At 44.4% G+C, this 17,918-nt stretch carries 14 protein-coding genes; 3 read left to right on the top strand and 11 right to left on the bottom strand.

What is annotated here, in order from left to right:
• Positions 1-30: 30 nt before the first annotated feature.
• Both JMY03_RS09255 and JMY03_RS09260 read right to left on the bottom strand, forming a co-directional pair.
• Positions 31-606, bottom strand: coding sequence for a GNAT family N-acetyltransferase (locus tag JMY03_RS09255; RefSeq protein ID WP_201603176.1), 576 nt, complete (start codon positions 604-606; stop codon positions 31-33).
• A gap of 90 nt (positions 607-696) precedes the next feature.
• Positions 697-1,008 (bottom strand): tautomerase family protein, encoded by a 312-nt coding sequence (locus JMY03_RS09260; RefSeq protein ID WP_201603179.1) that lies wholly within the window; start codon positions 1,006-1,008, stop codon positions 697-699.
• Between the two features lie 327 nt (positions 1,009-1,335).
• On the opposite strand from JMY03_RS09260, the gene JMY03_RS09265 reads away from it, so the two are divergent.
• Positions 1,336-2,526, top strand: a complete 1,191-nt coding sequence (locus JMY03_RS09265) for a glycerate kinase (RefSeq protein WP_201603182.1) — start codon at positions 1,336-1,338, stop codon at positions 2,524-2,526.
• A gap of 114 nt (positions 2,527-2,640) precedes the next feature.
• Here JMY03_RS09265 and JMY03_RS09270 read toward each other — a convergent pair whose 3' ends face one another.
• The 7 genes from JMY03_RS09270 to surE all read right to left on the bottom strand — a co-directional run bounded on the left by JMY03_RS09270 (position 2,641) and on the right by surE (position 11,238).
• Positions 2,641-4,173 carry an acetyl-CoA hydrolase/transferase family protein gene (locus JMY03_RS09270; protein WP_201603185.1) on the bottom strand — a complete coding sequence of 511 codons (1,533 nt, stop codon included), beginning with the start codon at positions 4,171-4,173 and terminating at the stop codon, positions 2,641-2,643.
• 121 nt (positions 4,174-4,294) lie between these two features.
• Entirely contained in the window at positions 4,295-4,735 is a 441-nt protein-coding gene (locus JMY03_RS09275; protein WP_037058521.1) for a hypothetical protein, read from the bottom strand.
• A gap of 122 nt (positions 4,736-4,857) precedes the next feature.
• Complete coding sequence (locus tag JMY03_RS09280) at positions 4,858-5,196, bottom strand: RidA family protein (RefSeq protein WP_025643704.1); 339 nt, start codon at positions 5,194-5,196, stop codon at positions 4,858-4,860.
• Positions 5,197-5,295: 99 nt separating this feature from the next.
• Positions 5,296-6,558, bottom strand: coding sequence for an NAD(P)/FAD-dependent oxidoreductase (locus JMY03_RS09285; RefSeq protein WP_025643706.1), 1,263 nt, complete (start codon positions 6,556-6,558; stop codon positions 5,296-5,298).
• A 328-nt stretch (positions 6,559-6,886) separates the two neighbouring features.
• Positions 6,887-9,067 (bottom strand): ATP-dependent helicase, encoded by a 2,181-nt coding sequence (locus tag JMY03_RS09290; RefSeq protein ID WP_201603188.1) that lies wholly within the window; start codon positions 9,065-9,067, stop codon positions 6,887-6,889.
• 292 nt (positions 9,068-9,359) lie between these two features.
• Complete coding sequence (locus tag JMY03_RS09295; RefSeq protein ID WP_201603190.1) at positions 9,360-10,157, bottom strand: peptidoglycan DD-metalloendopeptidase family protein; 798 nt, start codon at positions 10,155-10,157, stop codon at positions 9,360-9,362.
• A 196-nt stretch (positions 10,158-10,353) separates the two neighbouring features.
• Positions 10,354-11,238, bottom strand: a complete 885-nt coding sequence (gene surE / locus JMY03_RS09300) for a 5'/3'-nucleotidase SurE (protein ID WP_201603192.1) — start codon at positions 11,236-11,238, stop codon at positions 10,354-10,356.
• 468 nt (positions 11,239-11,706) lie between these two features.
• Between surE and JMY03_RS09305 the strand changes: the two genes are divergently transcribed.
• Positions 11,707-12,141, top strand: coding sequence for an MCR_0457 family protein (locus tag JMY03_RS09305; RefSeq protein ID WP_201559212.1), 435 nt, complete (start codon positions 11,707-11,709; stop codon positions 12,139-12,141).
• A 584-nt stretch (positions 12,142-12,725) separates the two neighbouring features.
• A complete protein-coding gene (locus JMY03_RS09310) occupies positions 12,726-13,892 on the top strand; it encodes a D-alanyl-D-alanine carboxypeptidase family protein (protein WP_201603194.1) in 1,167 nt (388 codons plus the stop codon).
• Positions 13,893-14,035: 143 nt separating this feature from the next.
• Here JMY03_RS09310 and JMY03_RS09315 read toward each other — a convergent pair whose 3' ends face one another.
• Together JMY03_RS09315 and der are read right to left on the bottom strand one after the other, a co-directional pair.
• On the bottom strand, positions 14,036-16,000 hold the full coding sequence (locus tag JMY03_RS09315; RefSeq protein WP_201603196.1) for a sensor histidine kinase: 1,965 nt from the start codon (positions 15,998-16,000) through the stop codon (positions 14,036-14,038).
• A gap of 171 nt (positions 16,001-16,171) precedes the next feature.
• Positions 16,172-17,614, bottom strand: coding sequence for a ribosome biogenesis GTPase Der (gene der, locus JMY03_RS09320; RefSeq protein WP_201603198.1), 1,443 nt, complete (start codon positions 17,612-17,614; stop codon positions 16,172-16,174).
• Positions 17,615-17,918: the final 304 nt, after the last annotated feature.

Raw genomic sequence — 17,918 nt, forward strand, 5'->3', positions numbered from 1 at the left:
GATAGTATTTCTAAAATTTAAAACAAATATCTAATCTCTGATTTGTAATTGCTGCCAGTCTTTTTGGCTTATTCTATATAGTACATGCGGCGCAAGCGGATGATTGGCGTTTAACATAGGGTGATCAAAGACCTGATTAGTATTAGTCATTCCTAAGCGCTGCATCAGGCGCTGTGACGGCTGATTGCTTATAGCGGTAAAGGCGACTACTTCCTCAAGAGCTAAGACGTCAAAAGCGTATTTTAGCGCGGCCTGTGCGGCCTCTAACGCGTAGCCGTTACGCCAATAGTCTTTATGCAGGCGCCATGCAATCTCTACACCTGTAAAAGGCATATCGGCGTGAATCTGATTTAACCCCACCATGCCAATAAAGGTATCAGCAGCACCCTCTTTAAGACTAACGGCCCAAAACCCCCAGCCGTTATCCTCAATCAGTTGTTGGCATTTATTGGCGATGAGATTACTTGTCTGTTTAGAGAGTACCTTAGGAAAATACTGCATGACTTCGCTATCCGCATTCATCTCGGCAAAAGCTGGCAAATCACTAGGCTGCCATTGCCTTAACAGCAAACGTTCGGTTGCTAGCGTCGCAGTCGGTTTTATCATAGTTTGAAACCGCAATTAAGGTGGGTTTTGGGCTAGAGGGAGAATGGACTAAAAAATTATAGATAAATTGTTTACACCGTTTGAATCGCTTTAAACACTGACTCTATAACTCAAATCACCCGCCTCATCACCCGTCATTCCACGAAAACCCCAACAATGCGCAGGCTGCTCTTTAATGGTAATCTCAACATCGATCGGCTTGATACCAAGCTGAGATTCAATCTGCTGAAATAACGCTTTGATGAGCGCTTTTTGCGTGGCCATCGTCCGCCCTGCCATCATGTTGATTTCGATGACGGTATAAGCCGCTGACCGATCACTAGGATAATAAAAATCTTCCGCATTAAGCGGTACAAAACGCTGAGCCTTTTTGCCTTCTGGCATCCCTAGTACCGACTGCATACAGTAAGGTAGCAATAGTCATAAAATCATCCTTGATAGTGGTATATTAACGGTAAAAAGTAAGTACGTTCAGTTTGTCATCCACTCTTTACTACAAATAACTTCTTTAGCTAAAAACAAAGCAGACAAACATAGTTGCAAAAATAGCTGGGTTAAGCAATAACGATCTATACAACCTTAAGGTCACATTAAACTTAATAAAACTCTAAGACAATAAGCTCATTATATATTGAGAAAACTTCAAAAAAAGTAACGTAAGCTAAATAAACCGCTATGGTAGCAGATAGACTATTATTATGGTCTAAATAATACGCTTAGAGGTCAGCTATGAACATCTTAATTGCGCCCGACTCCTTTAAACAAAGTCTTGAAGCTCTAGAGGTCTGCCGGGCTATCGAATCTGGGTTTAGGCAAGTATTTACGGATGCTACCTACACGCTACTACCAATGGCTGATGGCGGCGAAGGCACTACTGCAGCGCTATCCTACGCGCTTGAGGGGCGCTGGATAACGACCAAGGTGCATGACCCTTTAATGAGAGCTGTTGATGCAAATTACTTGCTGCTAGCGGATAACACCGCGGTGATAGAAATTGCAGAAGCTTGCGGTTTAGCCTTATTGACGAGTGCCGAGCAAAACCCCTTAATAACGAGTAGCTACGGCGTAGGCGAACTTATCTTGGATGCGTTAGAGAACGGTGCACAGCGCTTTATCATAGGTTTGGGCGGTAGCGCTACTAATGACGCAGGCCTTGGTATGCTTATGGCTTTAGGCGTTAGATTTTATGATGCGAATGATAATGCGTTAACCCAAGGCGGCGCGCAATTAGCCAATGTGCAGCGTATCGATACCTCTACCTTACACCCAAAAGCTAAAGCGTTACTGGCACAAAGTACGCGCCCTTTTGCAGTCGCCTGTGATGTGACTAACCCTCTATGCGGCGTCAATGGAGCTAGTGCTGTCTTCGGTCCACAAAAGGGCGGGAGCGACAAGCAAGTCGCTATTTTAGATAAAGCACTGGCGCATTTTGCCCATATTTATGCGCAGCAGAACATGCAAGATGATAATGATGACTATCAAAAAGTAGCAGGTGCTGGAGCGGCAGGTGGATTAGGGTTTGCGTTTATGGCTTTTCTTGATTCAGAGCTGCAATCCGGCTTTGATCTTATCGCTAAGGCTACGCGTTTATCAGCGCATATTGCTAAGGCTGACTTGGTCATTACTGGAGAAGGAAAGCTCGATGCTCAGACCATGATGGGGAAAGTCGCTAATGGTGTTGGTCTGATGGCAAAAGCGCAAAATAAACCGGTCATCGCAATCTGCGGTGCGGTTGACCATGAGGACTATCATAAAAGCGCTCATAATGAATCTACCATGAACACTTTGTTCGCTGTGGTAATGCCTAGTATTCAGCAGCTTGCGCCTATTGATGAGGTATTCAATAGCGCTTATACCAATATCGAGACCACTGCTCTAAATCTTGCCGCAGCGATGCGTTTAGGGGAAAAACTGAACTAGGCCGCTGCTAGTCAGACTTTTAGTAGCGCATCCAAAAACAGTCTTATAATAAAACACCCCTTAGCTAAGCAATCACTAAGGGGTGTTTGTTACTCAGTTTTATACTAAAAAAACTTACTTAATGCGCATATCACCCGTCTCAACGAAACGCTGATGCCAAGACAAAGACTCTTCTAAGATATGCGGCGTTTGCATGCCGGCATTTTCAGCGGCAGAAGCACGATCGAAGTAATCTTGCAGCATCGGACGATAGTCTGGATGCGCGCAATTATCGATAATTGCTTGCGCGCGCTGACGTGGCGCTAAACCGCGTAGATCTGCCAAGCCCTGCTCAGTGACGATTACCATGACGTCATGCTCAGTGTGATCATGATGCGAGACCATCGGCGTAATACAAGAAATAGCGCCGTCTTTCGCCGTTGACGGGCTGACAAAGAACGAAGTGTAAGCGTTACGGGCAAAGTCTCCTGAACCACCTAGGCCGTTCATCATGCTCGTACCCATAACGTGAGTCGAGTTGACGTTGCCGTACAGATCGCACTCAATCATCGCATTGATCGCAAGCACACCTAGGCGACGTGAGACCTCAGGATGGTTGGTAATCTCTTGTGGACGTAGTACGATGCGCGCGCGCAGCTCTTCGATATTGGCATTAAAAGTCTCTAGCGCTACTGGGCTTAACGATAGCGCTGTCGCCGAAGCCATAGTCATTTTGCCAGACATAATCAGATCGAGCATACCGTCTTGTAGTACTTCGGTATAACCGGTTAAGTTCTCAAACGGACTATTCTCAAGTCCAGCTAGTACTGCATTAGCGACGTTACCGACGCCTGATTGGATCGGTAGTAGATTCTTCGGCATGCGGCCTTTTTTGACTTCCTCATGGAAAAAATCAATGATGTGGCTGGCAATTTTGTTTGATTTTTCGTCCGGATCAGCGAACTTACTGTTACGATCTGGCGAGTCAGTTAATACCACAGCGACCACTTTATCTAAATCGCAATGTAAGTAGGGCACACCGATGCGGCCACCTGGAGTGACTAGCGGAATTGGCTTACGATTGGGCGGCATACCGATATCGTTAAAGACATCATGCATACCCTCAAGCATTAAGCTTTGCTGAGCATTAACTTCTAGGATAATCTTATCGGCATTTTCAAGCCAAGCATTACTCGTACCAATTGAGGTCGAGGGAATCAGGCGACCGTCAGGCAAGATACCAGCCACTTCTACCACCGCCATATGCATATCACCATAAAAGCCTATGGTGCTTTGCTGAGCGACGTGTGATAAGTGCATATCAAAATAAAAGGCTTTACCCGCGTTGATTTGCTTACGCAAGGCTGGCTCTGATTGATACGGCGTACGCCATTTGATGCCGTTAGCCTCTGCTAATACACCGTCACATTCGGTAGCAGTAGAGGCGCCCGTTAATAAACCAATTTGAAAGTTTTCACCGCGAGCGTGCGCCGCTTCCATGTGCTTAGCAAGGGCAGCTGGAATAGCTTTTGGATAGCCTGCCCCTGTAAATCCGCTCATACCAACATTCATATCGTTTTTGATAAAGCGAGCTGCTTCCTCAGCCGACATGATTTTTTTGTTTAGTCCTTCGTGCAGTACGCGACCTTCATGATTCATTGAACTCATATTATTTTCCTTCAACTTCCTTATTAAATTAAACTCTTAATACAGTAATAAGAGCGTGTAAAAACAACGCTACAAATGCAGCGTCCGTTTCATATTGAAAAACTAAGTCCTGGCTGTCGTATCAATCTTGCTTTGCTAACAAGGTCGTTAGCAGCTCATCGATTTCAACCTTAAATTCTTTATCTTCGCTTTTATTCGCGGCGATTTTAGCATTCTGCAGATTTTCGATAGCTTTATCGGTTTGATTTAATTCAATTTGCAAAACTGCCATCGAAAAAGCTATCGAAGCTAAATGATCCTTAGCATTGATAGCTTGCGCTTTGGCTAGTGCTTTATCATAAATAATAAGTGCTGCATCAAGATCTTCGGTAAAATCTGCCAATGTCTCCCACTGCTCGGGATGATCTTTATCCGTATCTTCATTGTCCACACAGAGCGCTTTTAGCTCAGCATAAAACCCGTCAAAGGCGGCTTGATCGCCTATTCGGTCTGCTTCTAACAGCTCTTCAGCTAACAGATAGATAGCCTTATATATCTTCGTATTGATTTTGCGATTGCTCATCAGCGGGACTCTTAACTCTGTAACTCAGGATAGATGACTTTAGTGTCAACTCTTTTAGTAGAAGTCGCTTTATTAAAAAAGACAGGATAGCCGGTATCATGTCTTTTCAGCTCAGCTGCTGCCTACTCAGCTGCGATAGCGATCATCTCAACGAGTAACTCGGGGCGCGCAAGAGCGGACTCACCGCAAGCACGAGCTGGTGGCTGCACCCCTTCAAACCACTTATCATAAACCTCATTCATCGCGGCAAAGTCTGCCATATCCTTAATCCACACGGTCACCGAGAGAAGTTTGGATTTGTCACTACCGACTTCGTTGAGTAAGCTCTCAATCTTCTCTAAGCAAGTGAGCGTTTGCGCTTTGATATCGTCTTCCGCGTTGCCGACTTGACCACACAGATAAATAGTCTGATTGTGAATGACGGTTCTGCTCATACGCTGAGTGCTATGGAGCTTCTTAATCATGGGTTATCCTTAAGTTATTAAGCAAAATTTATTGAGCAGATGATTAAAACACCAGCCATCAATAGGGCAAGCCAAATGGCGGCTAAAAATATAGCGTTATTTTTTGGTGAAACGCTGAGCATTAAATGGCGCAACATCGACAGTCAACGGCTTATTATGGATCAGCTCTTCAACTAGGCGACCAGTGATAGGCCCTAACGTGAAACCTTGGTGACTGTGCCCAAAAGCAAACCATAACTTGTCGTGCTTATCAGCAGGTCCGATGACCGGTTTCATATCTGGCATACAAGGACGCGAGCCGGCCCACGCCTCGCTCTCTACCGCGTCTTCTAAAGGTAGAATTTTGCGAGCCAGCTTGAGTACGGTCTTGAGTTGGCCGAAGTTCTTTGGCGCGTTCATCGTCGTCATCTCAGCGCCCGTCGTGATACGAATGCCTTGCTGCATCGGCCCCATGACAAAACCTTTATCCATATCGAACATACTATGATGAATGGTATTTTTTTCATGGAGTTTAAAATGCTGATGATAGCCGCGCATAGGGAATAGTGGCAGAGTATAGCCCAGTGGTTTGATCAGCTCATTGGACCAAGGACCTGCAGCAATGACCAGATTATCACTATAGTAAGTGTCGGTATCAGTGACCACTTTCCAGCCCTGAGCCTCATTACTGTTGTCAGGCTGAATCTCGGTGACATTGCTTTCAAGTATCGAGCCGCCCATCTGCTCGAAGTTCTTAGCGTAAGCTTTGACTAGGAAGCTTGGGTTAGACACCTGCCAAGAGTTTAACCAATGAATAGCGCCGACAAAACCGTCAAAATTAGCATTTGGTTCTAAGGCTTTTAACTCTTCTAAGCTGAGTACTTTATGCTCTACGCCTTGCGCGCGGTCGACTTCAGCGGTATCGGCAGCGGCTTTTAGTGTCTCTTTTGAGCGGTGCAGCTGCAACCAACCATCACGAGTGATAAGCTCATCAGCGCCAGATGCCTCAATCATCGTTTGATGCTCGCTAGTACAATGCGCAATCAAGGTTTGCCATTCACTCTCAATCTTCTTGACTGAGGCCGGCGATGAGTACTTCCAGTACTGTAATAGCGCCTGATGGTAACGCAGAATAGCCGGAACTCGGTAGCGTATATCGGTGCCTTGATTGGGCAGGACGCGAAACACTTCAGTAATCTGACGCGGAAAAGGATGGGTATGGATAGCTTCGCGTTGAATAAGACCAGCATTACCATACGAGGTCTCAAGACCTGGCAGCTTTCTGTCGAGCATTAGTACTTTAGAATTGTTCTTTTGTAGATGCCAAGCAGTTGAGGTGCCGACCATGCCCGCACCAATAACAATAACGTCATAACGCATAACATACCTTTCAAATAGTAAAAACCATGCCGTAGTAGCAGTTTTAAGGTAGATGAGACAGAAAATTTAAAGTGGTTATGGTAACGCATTATAGCGAATATTAAAGCACTAATTAACAATAAATTTTTCAATGAATTACTTTTAGTTATATATAACTATAAATCTAATAACTTAAAGATATTCTAGCTATTTTTTTAAGTGTATTTGAGCAGTATTTAGGCAGTATCTAGATAGTATTTGCATTAAAAGCAGTGAGTCTTTATTGCTAAATAATAAATAAGTAAAGTATAGAACTAAGCTTATAGAGCACGGTATAAAAACACCTATCCTACCACCATACTGGATCAGCACTCGCCAGCGCCGCGAGCCCTTTTAGTGATGACTTCACCTCGACCTTATCTGCGGGCAGCTCGGCGATAAACCTTGAGGGCTTATCAAAATATCCAGAATAACTGGCGAAGTAATCCGGCGCGGTTAAGTAGAGTTTGTTTTTGGCACGGCTGCAGGCCACATAAAACAGCTTACGCTCCTCTTCTAACTCCTCAAAATCATCTAAAGATCGATGATGCGGCGTCATGCCATCAACAAGTGAATTGACAAACACTATCGGCCATTCAAGTCCTTTAGCGCTATGAATGGTTGAGATAGTAACCTTATCATTGTCATCGTCCTCAGGCTTATCGGCCGTCGCGACAGAGTCGTTGGGCGGATCAAGCGCTAGGTTTTCTAGGAAGTCATCGAGACTATTGTGCTCATTGGCTAGGTTTTTTAGCACGCGAAAGTCCTCACTGCGCTCGCGCCAATTCTCCTCGGCCGTCTTTAAAATAGGAATGTAAAACTCTAAAATCAGCTCAATAGTCGTCGCGACCGACTGCGCTTGTTGCGCTTTACTTAGAGTCATATATAACGGCTCAAGCTGCGGACTTTTTTTACTAAATTTCGGTAATAACAGCGGCTCAAACGAGTTGTCAGCGCCATTGATAGCTTGTGTGAGACGCGTGGCGGTGACCGCCCCTACCCCTTTAAACAAGGTCAATATACGGTGCCAAGCAATGGTGTCGTTGGGGTTATACAGGATCTTGATAAAGGCAAGGACGTCTTTGACATGGCGACGCTCAACAAACTTGATGCCGCCGACAACAATAAACGGAATACCGCGCTCCATAAATTCAAGCTGCACGTAGTTGGACTGAAAAGAGGTGCGGCACAGTACCGCATAATCGCTGTAATCATAGTCAGCTTTGTGCGCGGCGATTGTATCGGCGATATATTTCGCCTCTTTTGTCTCATCACTAGCGCGGCTAAAGACCGGCTTATCACCGGTTATGCTAGCGTTTGAATAAAGTTGCTTTTGATAGCCCAAGGTGATTTGCGCAGATAAGGCATTGACATAGTCGAGCACAGCTGGGGTGCTACGATAGTTTTGCTCAAGCTTAATCAGCTTCGCCTCAGGGTAAGTCTCGCCAAAGAGTAGGATATTCTCGTAATTAGCGCCGCGAAAGGCATAGATACTTTGATTGTCGTCACCGACGACCATCAGTGATACTGAGGCCGGGGCGCAGATCAGATCGATCAGCTGCTTTTGCGGAATATTAGTATCTTGATATTCATCGACCATCACGTAGCGATAACTCTCTTGTAGCAGCTGGCGAAATTTATCATTGGTTTTTAGATGACGCACCACTTGACTGATAATATCATCAAAATCGTATAAGTGATTGGCACGCTTATATTCATGAAAATCAATCGCCAATTGCTCGATGATCGGAATATGCATGGCAATATCAGGATAATTGTCCTCAACCAGCTCAGAGATAGGGATACGCCGATTTCTAGAGGTCGAAAACAGATTTTGTAAGGTGCGCTTACGCGGAAACGCTTGTTTCTTGGTTTGCACCGGGTACTTTTTTTCTTTGTATATCAGATCTATAGCGTCCTCGCTATCGCCAGTATCCAAAATTGTAAAGCGCGGATTGATACCGAGCAAACCTGAATACTGACGCAGCAGCCTGTTGCAGAACGAATGAAACGTGCCGCTAGTGATATCGTTAAGCGCTTTACTAGTTGGTGCTATATGAGTAGACAGAGCATCTTCAGATAACTGCTCATCCGTCAGGCTATTGGTTAACAAGGCTTTAGCGCGGCTTTTGATCTCATTTGCCGCTTTACGGGTAAAAGTTAAGAGCAGGATTTGCTTTGCTGCAACGCCGTTCTCGAGCAAATAGCTGGTACGGTAAGTGAGAGTTTTGGTTTTGCCGGAGCCGGCTCCCGCGATCACAAGTACTTTACCCTCGATAGTCGTTGCTGCTAACAGCTGATTGGGATTGAGCTCACTGGCATAATCAACTTTTAACTCACTGCTCATAACGATATCAGTATCGCTATCGGCGTCAATCAAATTAGCCTCAAGCTTTTTTATCGCTTGTTGCAGCTGCTCGAGTTTGGGTTTGATATCAGCGAAGTTTTGCGGATAGTGATAAGATTCGGTATTAAAGACAGTGGTTTGCATGATTGGCAATACCCTTTTGCTTAGTCGTTTTGGCTCTATAGCTCTATGATTTGGCTTGACGATGTTTTAGAGTTTGGTCTTTACTATAGCGCTCAATATGAAAAGCTGATCATCAATATAGTCAATCAATATTAAAAGTGGTACAAGGCAGACGAGTGCAAGTACTACAGTAGTAGGCTAAACGAGTCTAACGCTGTAACACTTTAATAGTGGTTCGACTATACTATCAATGACCAGCTCCAAAACCAATAACTAGAAATAATTAACAACCATAATTAAAACTACGCTGATATTAACGCCCTAGTACGGCACGCGGATCGATAGGATTACCATTGAGACGCACTTGGAACTCTAGGCCGACTTGATTGGTCTGCCCGCTGCTACCCATCGTTGCGATACGTTGTCCGCTTTGGACTTGCTCGCCCTCGCTTACTAACAGCTGACTATTATGAGCATAAGCGGTAATGTAGTTATCGCTATGACGAATCATAATCAAGTTACCATATTCTTCTAGCCCATTACCTGCATAAAGCACGGTACCGCTTTGGCTTGCCTGCACCGGATCGCCCTCTTGGCCTGCAAACCACATACCCATATTACCGCCTGCTGCATCAAAATTGCGGATGACTTGGTTTTGGCTAGGATATAGGTAGCCTGAGGTAGAAGTGGCTGTGTTCTGATAAGCTGGCACTGTAGAAGGCGCTGCTACAGGATTAGGGTTGTACGTTGGACGAGATTGGACAGGCTGACGATTGTTGACGTTATAAGTAGTATTAGTAGCCGCTTGACTGCCTTGCCAAAGCTTGAGCCACTGACCACTATAGATCGTGTATTTACTATCTAGGTTATTGATCGCGCCGATTTGACGATAGTTCAGACCATAGCGCTGTGCAATTTGACTGACAGTATCACCGCGCTTAACCAGATGATAATTAGGCACGCCTTGGCTATTGGTGACAATCGTGGGACCGGCAGCGCTGCTGCTCTGATAAGTCGGTTTGGTCGCGCAGCCGCTCATAGCAAGCGTCGCTACGCTCAATGAGCTAACAAGGGCGGTGGTTAGTGTTGACTTACGAGTAAGCTTCTTCATAAAATTTTCCTATAGTTCATGTACGCCATGCTCTTCATGGACAGGATGGACAGGCTATAAATTAATGATTAAACGGCAATTAAACGGACAAGTGCTTATAGTGATGAATACTCATGTTTACTGATATTTCGATTGCTGATAGTTTGGTTACTACTATTGTTATGAGCGCTAATCAGGCACAAGTGCAGCATCGCTTTTATAGTGCTAAAGTCGATAACGTCTCTAAGCTCTCAAGCGGTGTATGGTGCAATCTGACCGGTGACAAGCTCACATACCGCTCTGCCAACGCCTGAGCATCGGTAACATTATTGGTAATATCGTGATTATTGTGACGCTGATTCGCTGCAGTTGATCGTGCTAAGCTTGTTTGCGTTTCTGCAGTCGCTTCGTTTAACTCAGTCTCTAGCGGCGTGTGCGTCGACTTACGCAAGCACAGCCAATAAGCATCGCGGCCGCGTGGATCGATGATATGATGTACCGGTTTGGCAATTTGGCTATGGGTCAAGCAAGTCAGCCTACGCCCTTGGATATCACTCGCCTGCTCAACATCAGGAATATTGACGTTGAGCACATGATACGGCATGGCTTTGAGCGCAGTTAGGATACCCGTCTCAGTGATGAGCTTGACGATCTCTGCAGCGGCTATGGTATAGTGACTTGCTTCATCATCGAGACTACCTTGATCGGCATTACTAGCGCCGCCTGCCAGTGAGGTTGCAATAGCAGGCACGCCGAAGACTTGAGCCGTTAACGCAGCGCCAAAGGTACCAGAGAATAAGACGTCTTGACCAAGGTTGGCTCCAGAATTAATCCCAGTAATGACGCAGTCGAAGCTCACATCACAGTAGAGCTCATGCAGCGCCAAGTATATACAATCAGCCGGCGTACCATTAACAGCGATAAACCCTAGAGCGGTTTTTTGGGGATATAAAGGTTGGGTGATACGTAAGGCACTAGCAGAACCGCTTTGCTCAGAATCAGGCGCGACCACGTACACCTCTGCAATCTCAGAGAGCGCACGGTATAACGCTAATAACCCTGGAGCATGTACCCCGTCATCATTACTAATCAAAAACTTCATATTGGCTGAACATACCTAATAGGGTTTGGTGAGTCATAACTTGTACTATTTATTTTTATAAAATAACGCTATCCTTGCCGCATCAAACCAATAGTTGAATAAAGCAAAGAGTCAAAACATAGCGCTATTATAATATAAAATGACAAACTAAGGCTTTATCCTTGAGATGTCAAATAGATTGAGCGAGTAAATTTTTAGCGACTCTAGCAGCTATACTAAGAGCCCCTACTCTTCGATCTAATATTTGGCTTATGGATAGATTAAATCTCGATAAACATCATGCAAGATAACAATAATAAGCTATCGGTTAATGTTAGGGTAACCTATTTAAATATACTACCGCTATATTGCTATAAAACGCCTTTAGCTCACAATACATCTACAGATCAACTCATATTTTATGTGACATTTTATGCTTTTACTATTACCATGATACCACTCAATAATGTTAAGCGAGCGTGATACCGGATGACTAATAAATTGATATTCTCTACTCTTTTTGTTGCCAAAAAAATGGCTTCTAAAATTGGCATTGCCAGTCTCATCATGTCCGCTGCGATGTTGTCCCAAGTTAGCCAAGCAGCCGATAATGTAGCCACTACTATTCCTCTTGATATGTCTGGCATGAATATTACCAAGCATGAAATTGCGGTTATGCAAGTACTATCTGAGATCTGCCCCTCGATGCTCAATGGTCAGCAAAAACAGCGCTTTTATAAGTCTTATAACGTACAGCTTCAAGAGCTGATGCCTACATTAGAAGACCCTAAAGCCGCTATTCAATATCTGTCTACTCAGCAAGACTACCGTCAAATCCTGCAAGGTATTCGCAGTTGGACGATGGGGTTTTCAAAAAGTGAAAACAAAGCACTTTGCCAAGATTTAGCTGATGCCCCTTATTAATTATTAATGTCTGTATCATTCAAATACTTTGAGATAGATATTGTATCGTACTAATGACGATTTATGTTTTTAGCGACTTAGTTTTAGCAACTTGATCAATGATTACTCAATTGGCGATTACTTAAAAAAGCTTGTCGGCGCTACTCTCAACTTTTGAGACGCGCTGCAAGCTTTTTTTTAGCTGACTGCTTTTTTAGGCTTGTAGACAAAAAGCTGTTTTTAGCTCCATAAAGTCTCGGCAATACTAAAGCCTTATTGACTAAACCTGATAAATTTAATCAATACCGCTATCTACTATTGCCGCTTATAGGTTTTTCGATTATTCTTGCAAGCAGCAGTCGCTATCACTGCTATCGCTAAGCGGGTTATGGCGCTATGATAGCTTTGATATAGCTTTTTTAGCACTTCCTAAACAGGCCCATATTCTTTGTTTTATTGCCCTTATCATACTAGATTTTGTGCTCTATACTCACTGTATGCTTATGATAAGGGTTCATTTAATGTCTATTCAAAGCAGCTTGCAGACGGTTTTGCGGTTCATTTACAATAGATACTTTTGGTTTTATGATGTGGTGTAATAATTTATGACAGTTAAGCGTGTAAAACAACAGCTTGTACAATTAGTAATCGGTGTTAGTGTTTCACTCGGTGCAGTAGCCGCCAATGCCGCCATCCAACCACCGACCATGGACAATACCGCTTACGTATTGATGGATTACAACACCGGCGAGATATTGGCACAGAAAAACGCCAACCAGCCATTGCCCCCCGCTTCATTGACCAAAATGATGACCAGTTACATCATTGAGCAGCGTCTGGCTTCAGGCGACTTGAGCGAAGATGAGCAAGTGCTGATGAGTGAAAATGCTTGGTGCCGCGGCAGTAGCAGCCAGTCTTGTATGTATGTGCCGGTAAATCAAACAGCCAGCGTTATCGATATGCTGCGCGGAATCATTATTCAATCGGGTAATGATGCCTCAAAGGCTATGGCCGAGCACATTGCGGGTAGTGAATCTTCGTTTGCGATTTTGATGAATGAGCAAGCGCAAAAACTAGGTATGGAAAATACCAACTTCATGAACTCCACTGGTATGCCAGATGAAGGTCATGAGGCTTCTGCACTAGATTTGGCTAAGCTTGCCCGTGCTATCATAAAAAATAGCGGCGAATACTATGATCTGTATGCTGAAAAAGAGTTTACTTATAATGGCATCACCCAAGGCAACCGTAACGCCTTACTCGCTACAGACCCTACTGTCGATGGTCTAAAGACCGGTCATACCAATGCAGCCGGTTACTGCTTAGTTGCGTCAAGCGAGCGTGATGATATGCGTCTAATATCAGTAATCATGGGTACTAAGAGTGCACAAGATCGAGCTGATCAGTCGCGCCAGTTACTCAATTGGGGCTATGGTCATTTTACTACCGTCACCAAAGCCCCGGCGGGTCAATTCGTCAGCAAGATACCTGTCTGGTTCGGTGAAGCAGAAGAGATTGAGCTTGCAACCGCAGACAACCTAAAAATACTAACGACTAAAACACAAAAAAATAAAATCACCACCGTGGTTGATATTCCAGAGAGTTTAGAGGCGCCTATCACTAAAGGCCAAGAAGTCGGTAAAATGATGGCAGTGATTGAAGGCAAGGCCGTAGCTTCGACCCCTATTATTGCTACTAATGATGTAGAACAATCTGGATTTTTTAGTCGTATGTGGCAACATGTAGTACGCTGGGCACAGAACTTATTTTAATCTGTAACGGCGGACTATATGGAATCTTAGTCAAGTATTGACTTGACTGTAATATCAAAAAACGATAAAGAAAATAGACGCTATACTCTTTTCAAAGGCCAGACTTTATCGGCTTAGCCTTTAAAAAACTTAGCCTTTGAAAATCAGTACCTAGCGTCTTTTTTTATCAACTTATAGAGTGTTTTACTGTTCTCAGTAGCCGGATAGCAAAAGTCTACCCCTGCAGCTTTCAGTGAGTACTCAAAATTATCTAAATTATCTTGCTTGTGCGGCGGATACCAATAAATAATTAATACTCGGTAGCGACTTTCTTCAGCGCGTATCAGTCGCGCCATTTGTATTGCCTTTTCTGGTCGCACCTCTTGGGTGATCATCACCATATCTACTTGAGTCTTACTGAGTTTTTGTAGGACTGATAATTCATGCTGCTTGGCACTGACTGTCGCACCAAAGCCGCGTAGCTGCTCGGCTAACACTCCTATATCCTCATTATAGTAACAAAGGATACTTAACCCGGCGAATGGCTTTTGCGAATAGCGCGACTGACTTTGATAAACGCTTTGTAGCGGGAGAATCACGGTAAATTGACTACCTACATTGGGCTCACTTGCAACGTCGATAGACCCTCCAAGTAGCTGTACAATCTGTGATAGCACCGGCAAGCCCAGGCCTACACCTTCATAGTGCCGAGTACCACTAGGATCGACCTGAAAAAACGGCGTGAAAATATCCTCAAAATACTTATTATCAATACCGATCCCTGTATCTTTCACCTTAATCTCCCAGCGCACACTAGTATTAAAATGCGTCAGCTGCGACTCAACGCTGATCTCACCACTGTCGGTGAATTTAATAGCGTTTTCAAGCAAAGTGGTCAGTATCTGCTTAATTTTATCGGCATCGCCTTTAAGCTTATAATCAATGTGATGAATGCGGCTAGTCAGCTCAATCTCCTTCTGTTTTGCCGCTTCCTCAAACTCAGTAAACAAGTCTGATAATAGCTGCAAGGGATTAAACTCAATCACATGAATACTCATCTGACCTTTTTCTATCCTATTGAGCTGAATGATTTGCTCAATCGTTGCCTCTAAACGCTGACTGCCTTTATGAATAATGGATAACGAATCTTTTTGCTCAGCACTAGCATACTGGCTCTCTAATAGCTGTAAGCCGCCCGCGATAGCATTCAGCGAGGTTTTAAGCTCATGAGTAATCATACTCTGAAAACTATTACGCTGCGTGTTGAGAGACAGGTCTTTATTATGTAACTGCTGCTCATAGGCTGCTAGAGAACGAAGCTTATCTTCCAGCACTTTTGAGCGATTAAATAAACTCACCAATGCCAGCCTGATATCTCTAGTTTCTTTAAGACTCAAGCGTTGCTGGATTACCGGTAGCTGCTCGGCGTCTGGGTTACTGACAACGATCTGACACACTTTGGCTAATTCCGTCGCACTATCGGCGACCCAAGTTAAACGGCGCAGCAGCAGCAACATACTGATTACTGTCGCGCCAATAATAATAAATAATAGCCAAGCGTTTTGATACAACCATTCGCTTCGTAGTTTATGGATATCTAAAGTGATATTAAGATAGCCAATCAAGACGTCTTGCGCTCCTAGAGGACTACTCTCTACTACGCTGCCACTGTTTACCCCATCGCTAGTACTAGTATCTATGCCACTGTTTGTCGCTGAGGGCTGATAGTAGCTACTCGTGCTCAGATAGCGACTGGTCACTGGCTCATTAAAGCTCATACTATCGGCAAACCAAGCATTATACCAATCACGGTTTTGCTGCTCGATATCGAGTTTATCGAGCGCTAATACAGGTGAGTCAGAAGAGTAAAACACGATACTGCTAAGCGTAGGGTCGCCGGCTAGCAAGATATCAACTTGCTGTGCCACTAGGCTTGCACCGTCTACAGTCGAGGCGCTATTGACGAGTAGCTCTGATAACTGCTGTACTTGCAGACGTTGCTGCTTATAGTGCTGCACAAAGCCATAATAAAAAGACAAAAAGCACATCACGATAACAATCAGCAACACGGCCTGAAAAACCGTGCGCCGAATAAGGGAAGAAACAGTTACTGAGGAGGGGTTACTCATATTACTCACTTGAGTCAAAAGAGCTTAGAGATCTAAGCGCTGACGATACAGCGCACGGTTATCAATCTGTCATACGCTCTATCATAAAATAAAAAGGCAAGGAATACGAATTACTCCTTGCCTTAACGAGCGCCTTTTGTTTATTACCAAGCTTCTAGCTATCAGCAATGATTAACGCTTGTTACTCTTTCTTTTATCACTTTTTTTGTCGCGCGAGGTGTACTTATGCGCACGATTACGCTCTCGTTGTTTAAGCTGTTGGGCTTTAGCTTTGGTAGGCGTGTCGCTCTTGTTGGCATAAGGGTTTTCGTTGAGCTTAAAGACGACGTTGAGTGGTGTGCCTTCAAGCTTGAACACTTGGCGAAACTGGTTTTCTAAATAGCGCTGATAGCTTTTGGGTAACGAGCCCGTCTGATTACCATGAATTACAATTACCGGCGGATTATGTCCACCTATGTGAGCATAACGCAGCTTGATACGGCGACCTGATACGGTAGGCGGCGGATTAGCGGCAACCGCATCTTGCAGTATCTGTGTTAAACGGTTGGTTGACACTTCAAACATCGAGGATTTATAAGCTTTTAAGATAGAGGGATAAAGATTGCCGACACCTGTACCATGCAGCGCTGATATTAGATGCACTTTGACATAAGGAATGAAGCTAAAGCGGCGATCCATCTCAATCTTAATATAGTCCTTTTGCTCGACACTTAAGCCATCCCACTTGTTAATCGCTACTACCAACGCGCGGCCAGCATCAAGAGCATACCCTATCATATGTAGATCTTGGTCAACGATGCCTTCTTGCGCGTCAATGACAATCACTGTGACGTTTGAGTCTTCGATCGCTTGCAAGGTCTTGATGACAGAGAACTTCTCTACTTTCTCATCGATTCTACCGCGGCGACGCACGCCAGCGGTGTCGATAAGGACATAGCTTTTGCCATCGCGCTGATAAGGGATATAAATACTGTCGCGCGTGGTGCCTGGCATATCATAGACCACTACTCTATCCTCACCGAGCAGTCTATTGACCAGCGTCGATTTACCGACGTTAGGACGACCAATAATCGCCAGCTTCAGACCATCTGGCTCTTGTAGGGTATCTTGCTCTGGCATGTCAGCAGTAATGACCTCTAACAAGTTACCGACTCCGCGTCCATGACTGGCCGCCATAGGAAAAGGCTCGCCTAAGCCCAAAGCATAAAACTCTGCCGGCGCAGCATCATGCACGCCATCGACTTTATTGGCGACCACGTAGACCGGCTTTCCTAAAGTATGTAAGAATTTGCCAATCTCGGCGTCAGCGCCAATCATACCTGCTCTAGCATCAACGACGAAGACGATAATATCAGCCTCATGAATAGCCGTATGCGACTGCTCAGACATATAGTCATCAATGTTACCACTGCCATCATCCGCCTCGCCAATACCGCCGGTATCTACGACAATAAAAGCTTTGTTTTCATACACCGCATCGCCGTATTGGCGATCACGAGTCAGTCCTGACAAGTCAGCGACCAAAGCTTGGCGACTTTTGGTGAATTGGTTAAATAAGGTAGATTTACCTACGTTTGGGCGACCGATTAAAGCCACTACAGGCTTGATACTCATGGGTTACTCTCGATAATAGTCATTAGCAGATAATAGCAGCAATAGGCTGGCCACTATCTTAGACTTAAATAAATAATGATAATAAATAAAATACAATAACTCGGTTAACAATAACCTTAACGACTCTAATCTGCAAACCACTCAGTGCTTGGCTGACTGTCGCGTTTCGGCCGCAATAAATAATAGGGCGCAAGAGTACGTCAAATCGCAGCTTTAAACAAGGTTTAAACCAGCTTCAATAAAAAGCACTAAACGCTGAACGAGCAGCGTTTATGAGGAGTAAGGTATTATTGCTTAGTTTATA

The sequence above is a fragment of the Psychrobacter submarinus genome, assembly GCF_904846685.1.
Lineage (GTDB): Bacteria > Pseudomonadota > Gammaproteobacteria > Pseudomonadales > Moraxellaceae > Psychrobacter > Psychrobacter submarinus.

Bases quoted from the DNA above. Each gene is read 5' to 3' on its own strand.
- JMY03_RS09310 (WP_201603194.1), top strand. From the start codon at position 12,726: ATGACAGTTAAGCGTGTAAAACAACAGCTTGTACAATTAGTAATCGGT.
- JMY03_RS09285 (WP_025643706.1), bottom strand. From the start codon at position 6,558: ATGCGTTATGACGTTATTGTTATTGGTGCGGGCATGGTCGGCACCTCA.
- JMY03_RS09270 (WP_201603185.1), bottom strand. From the start codon at position 4,173: ATGAGTTCAATGAATCATGAAGGTCGCGTACTGCACGAAGGACTAAAC.
- JMY03_RS09295 (WP_201603190.1), bottom strand. From the start codon at position 10,157: ATGAAGAAGCTTACTCGTAAGTCAACACTAACCACCGCCCTTGTTAGC.
- JMY03_RS09275 (WP_037058521.1), bottom strand. From the start codon at position 4,735: ATGAGCAATCGCAAAATCAATACGAAGATATATAAGGCTATCTATCTG.
- JMY03_RS09265 (WP_201603182.1), top strand. From the start codon at position 1,336: ATGAACATCTTAATTGCGCCCGACTCCTTTAAACAAAGTCTTGAAGCT.
- JMY03_RS09305 (WP_201559212.1), top strand. From the start codon at position 11,707: ATGACTAATAAATTGATATTCTCTACTCTTTTTGTTGCCAAAAAAATG.
- der (WP_201603198.1), bottom strand. From the start codon at position 17,614: ATGAGTATCAAGCCTGTAGTGGCTTTAATCGGTCGCCCAAACGTAGGT.
- JMY03_RS09260 (WP_201603179.1), bottom strand. From the start codon at position 1,008: ATGCAGTCGGTACTAGGGATGCCAGAAGGCAAAAAGGCTCAGCGTTTT.
- JMY03_RS09255 (WP_201603176.1), bottom strand. From the start codon at position 606: ATGATAAAACCGACTGCGACGCTAGCAACCGAACGTTTGCTGTTAAGG.
- JMY03_RS09290 (WP_201603188.1), bottom strand. From the start codon at position 9,067: ATGCAAACCACTGTCTTTAATACCGAATCTTATCACTATCCGCAAAAC.
- JMY03_RS09315 (WP_201603196.1), bottom strand. From the start codon at position 16,000: ATGAGTAACCCCTCCTCAGTAACTGTTTCTTCCCTTATTCGGCGCACG.
- surE (WP_201603192.1), bottom strand. From the start codon at position 11,238: ATGAAGTTTTTGATTAGTAATGATGACGGGGTACATGCTCCAGGGTTA.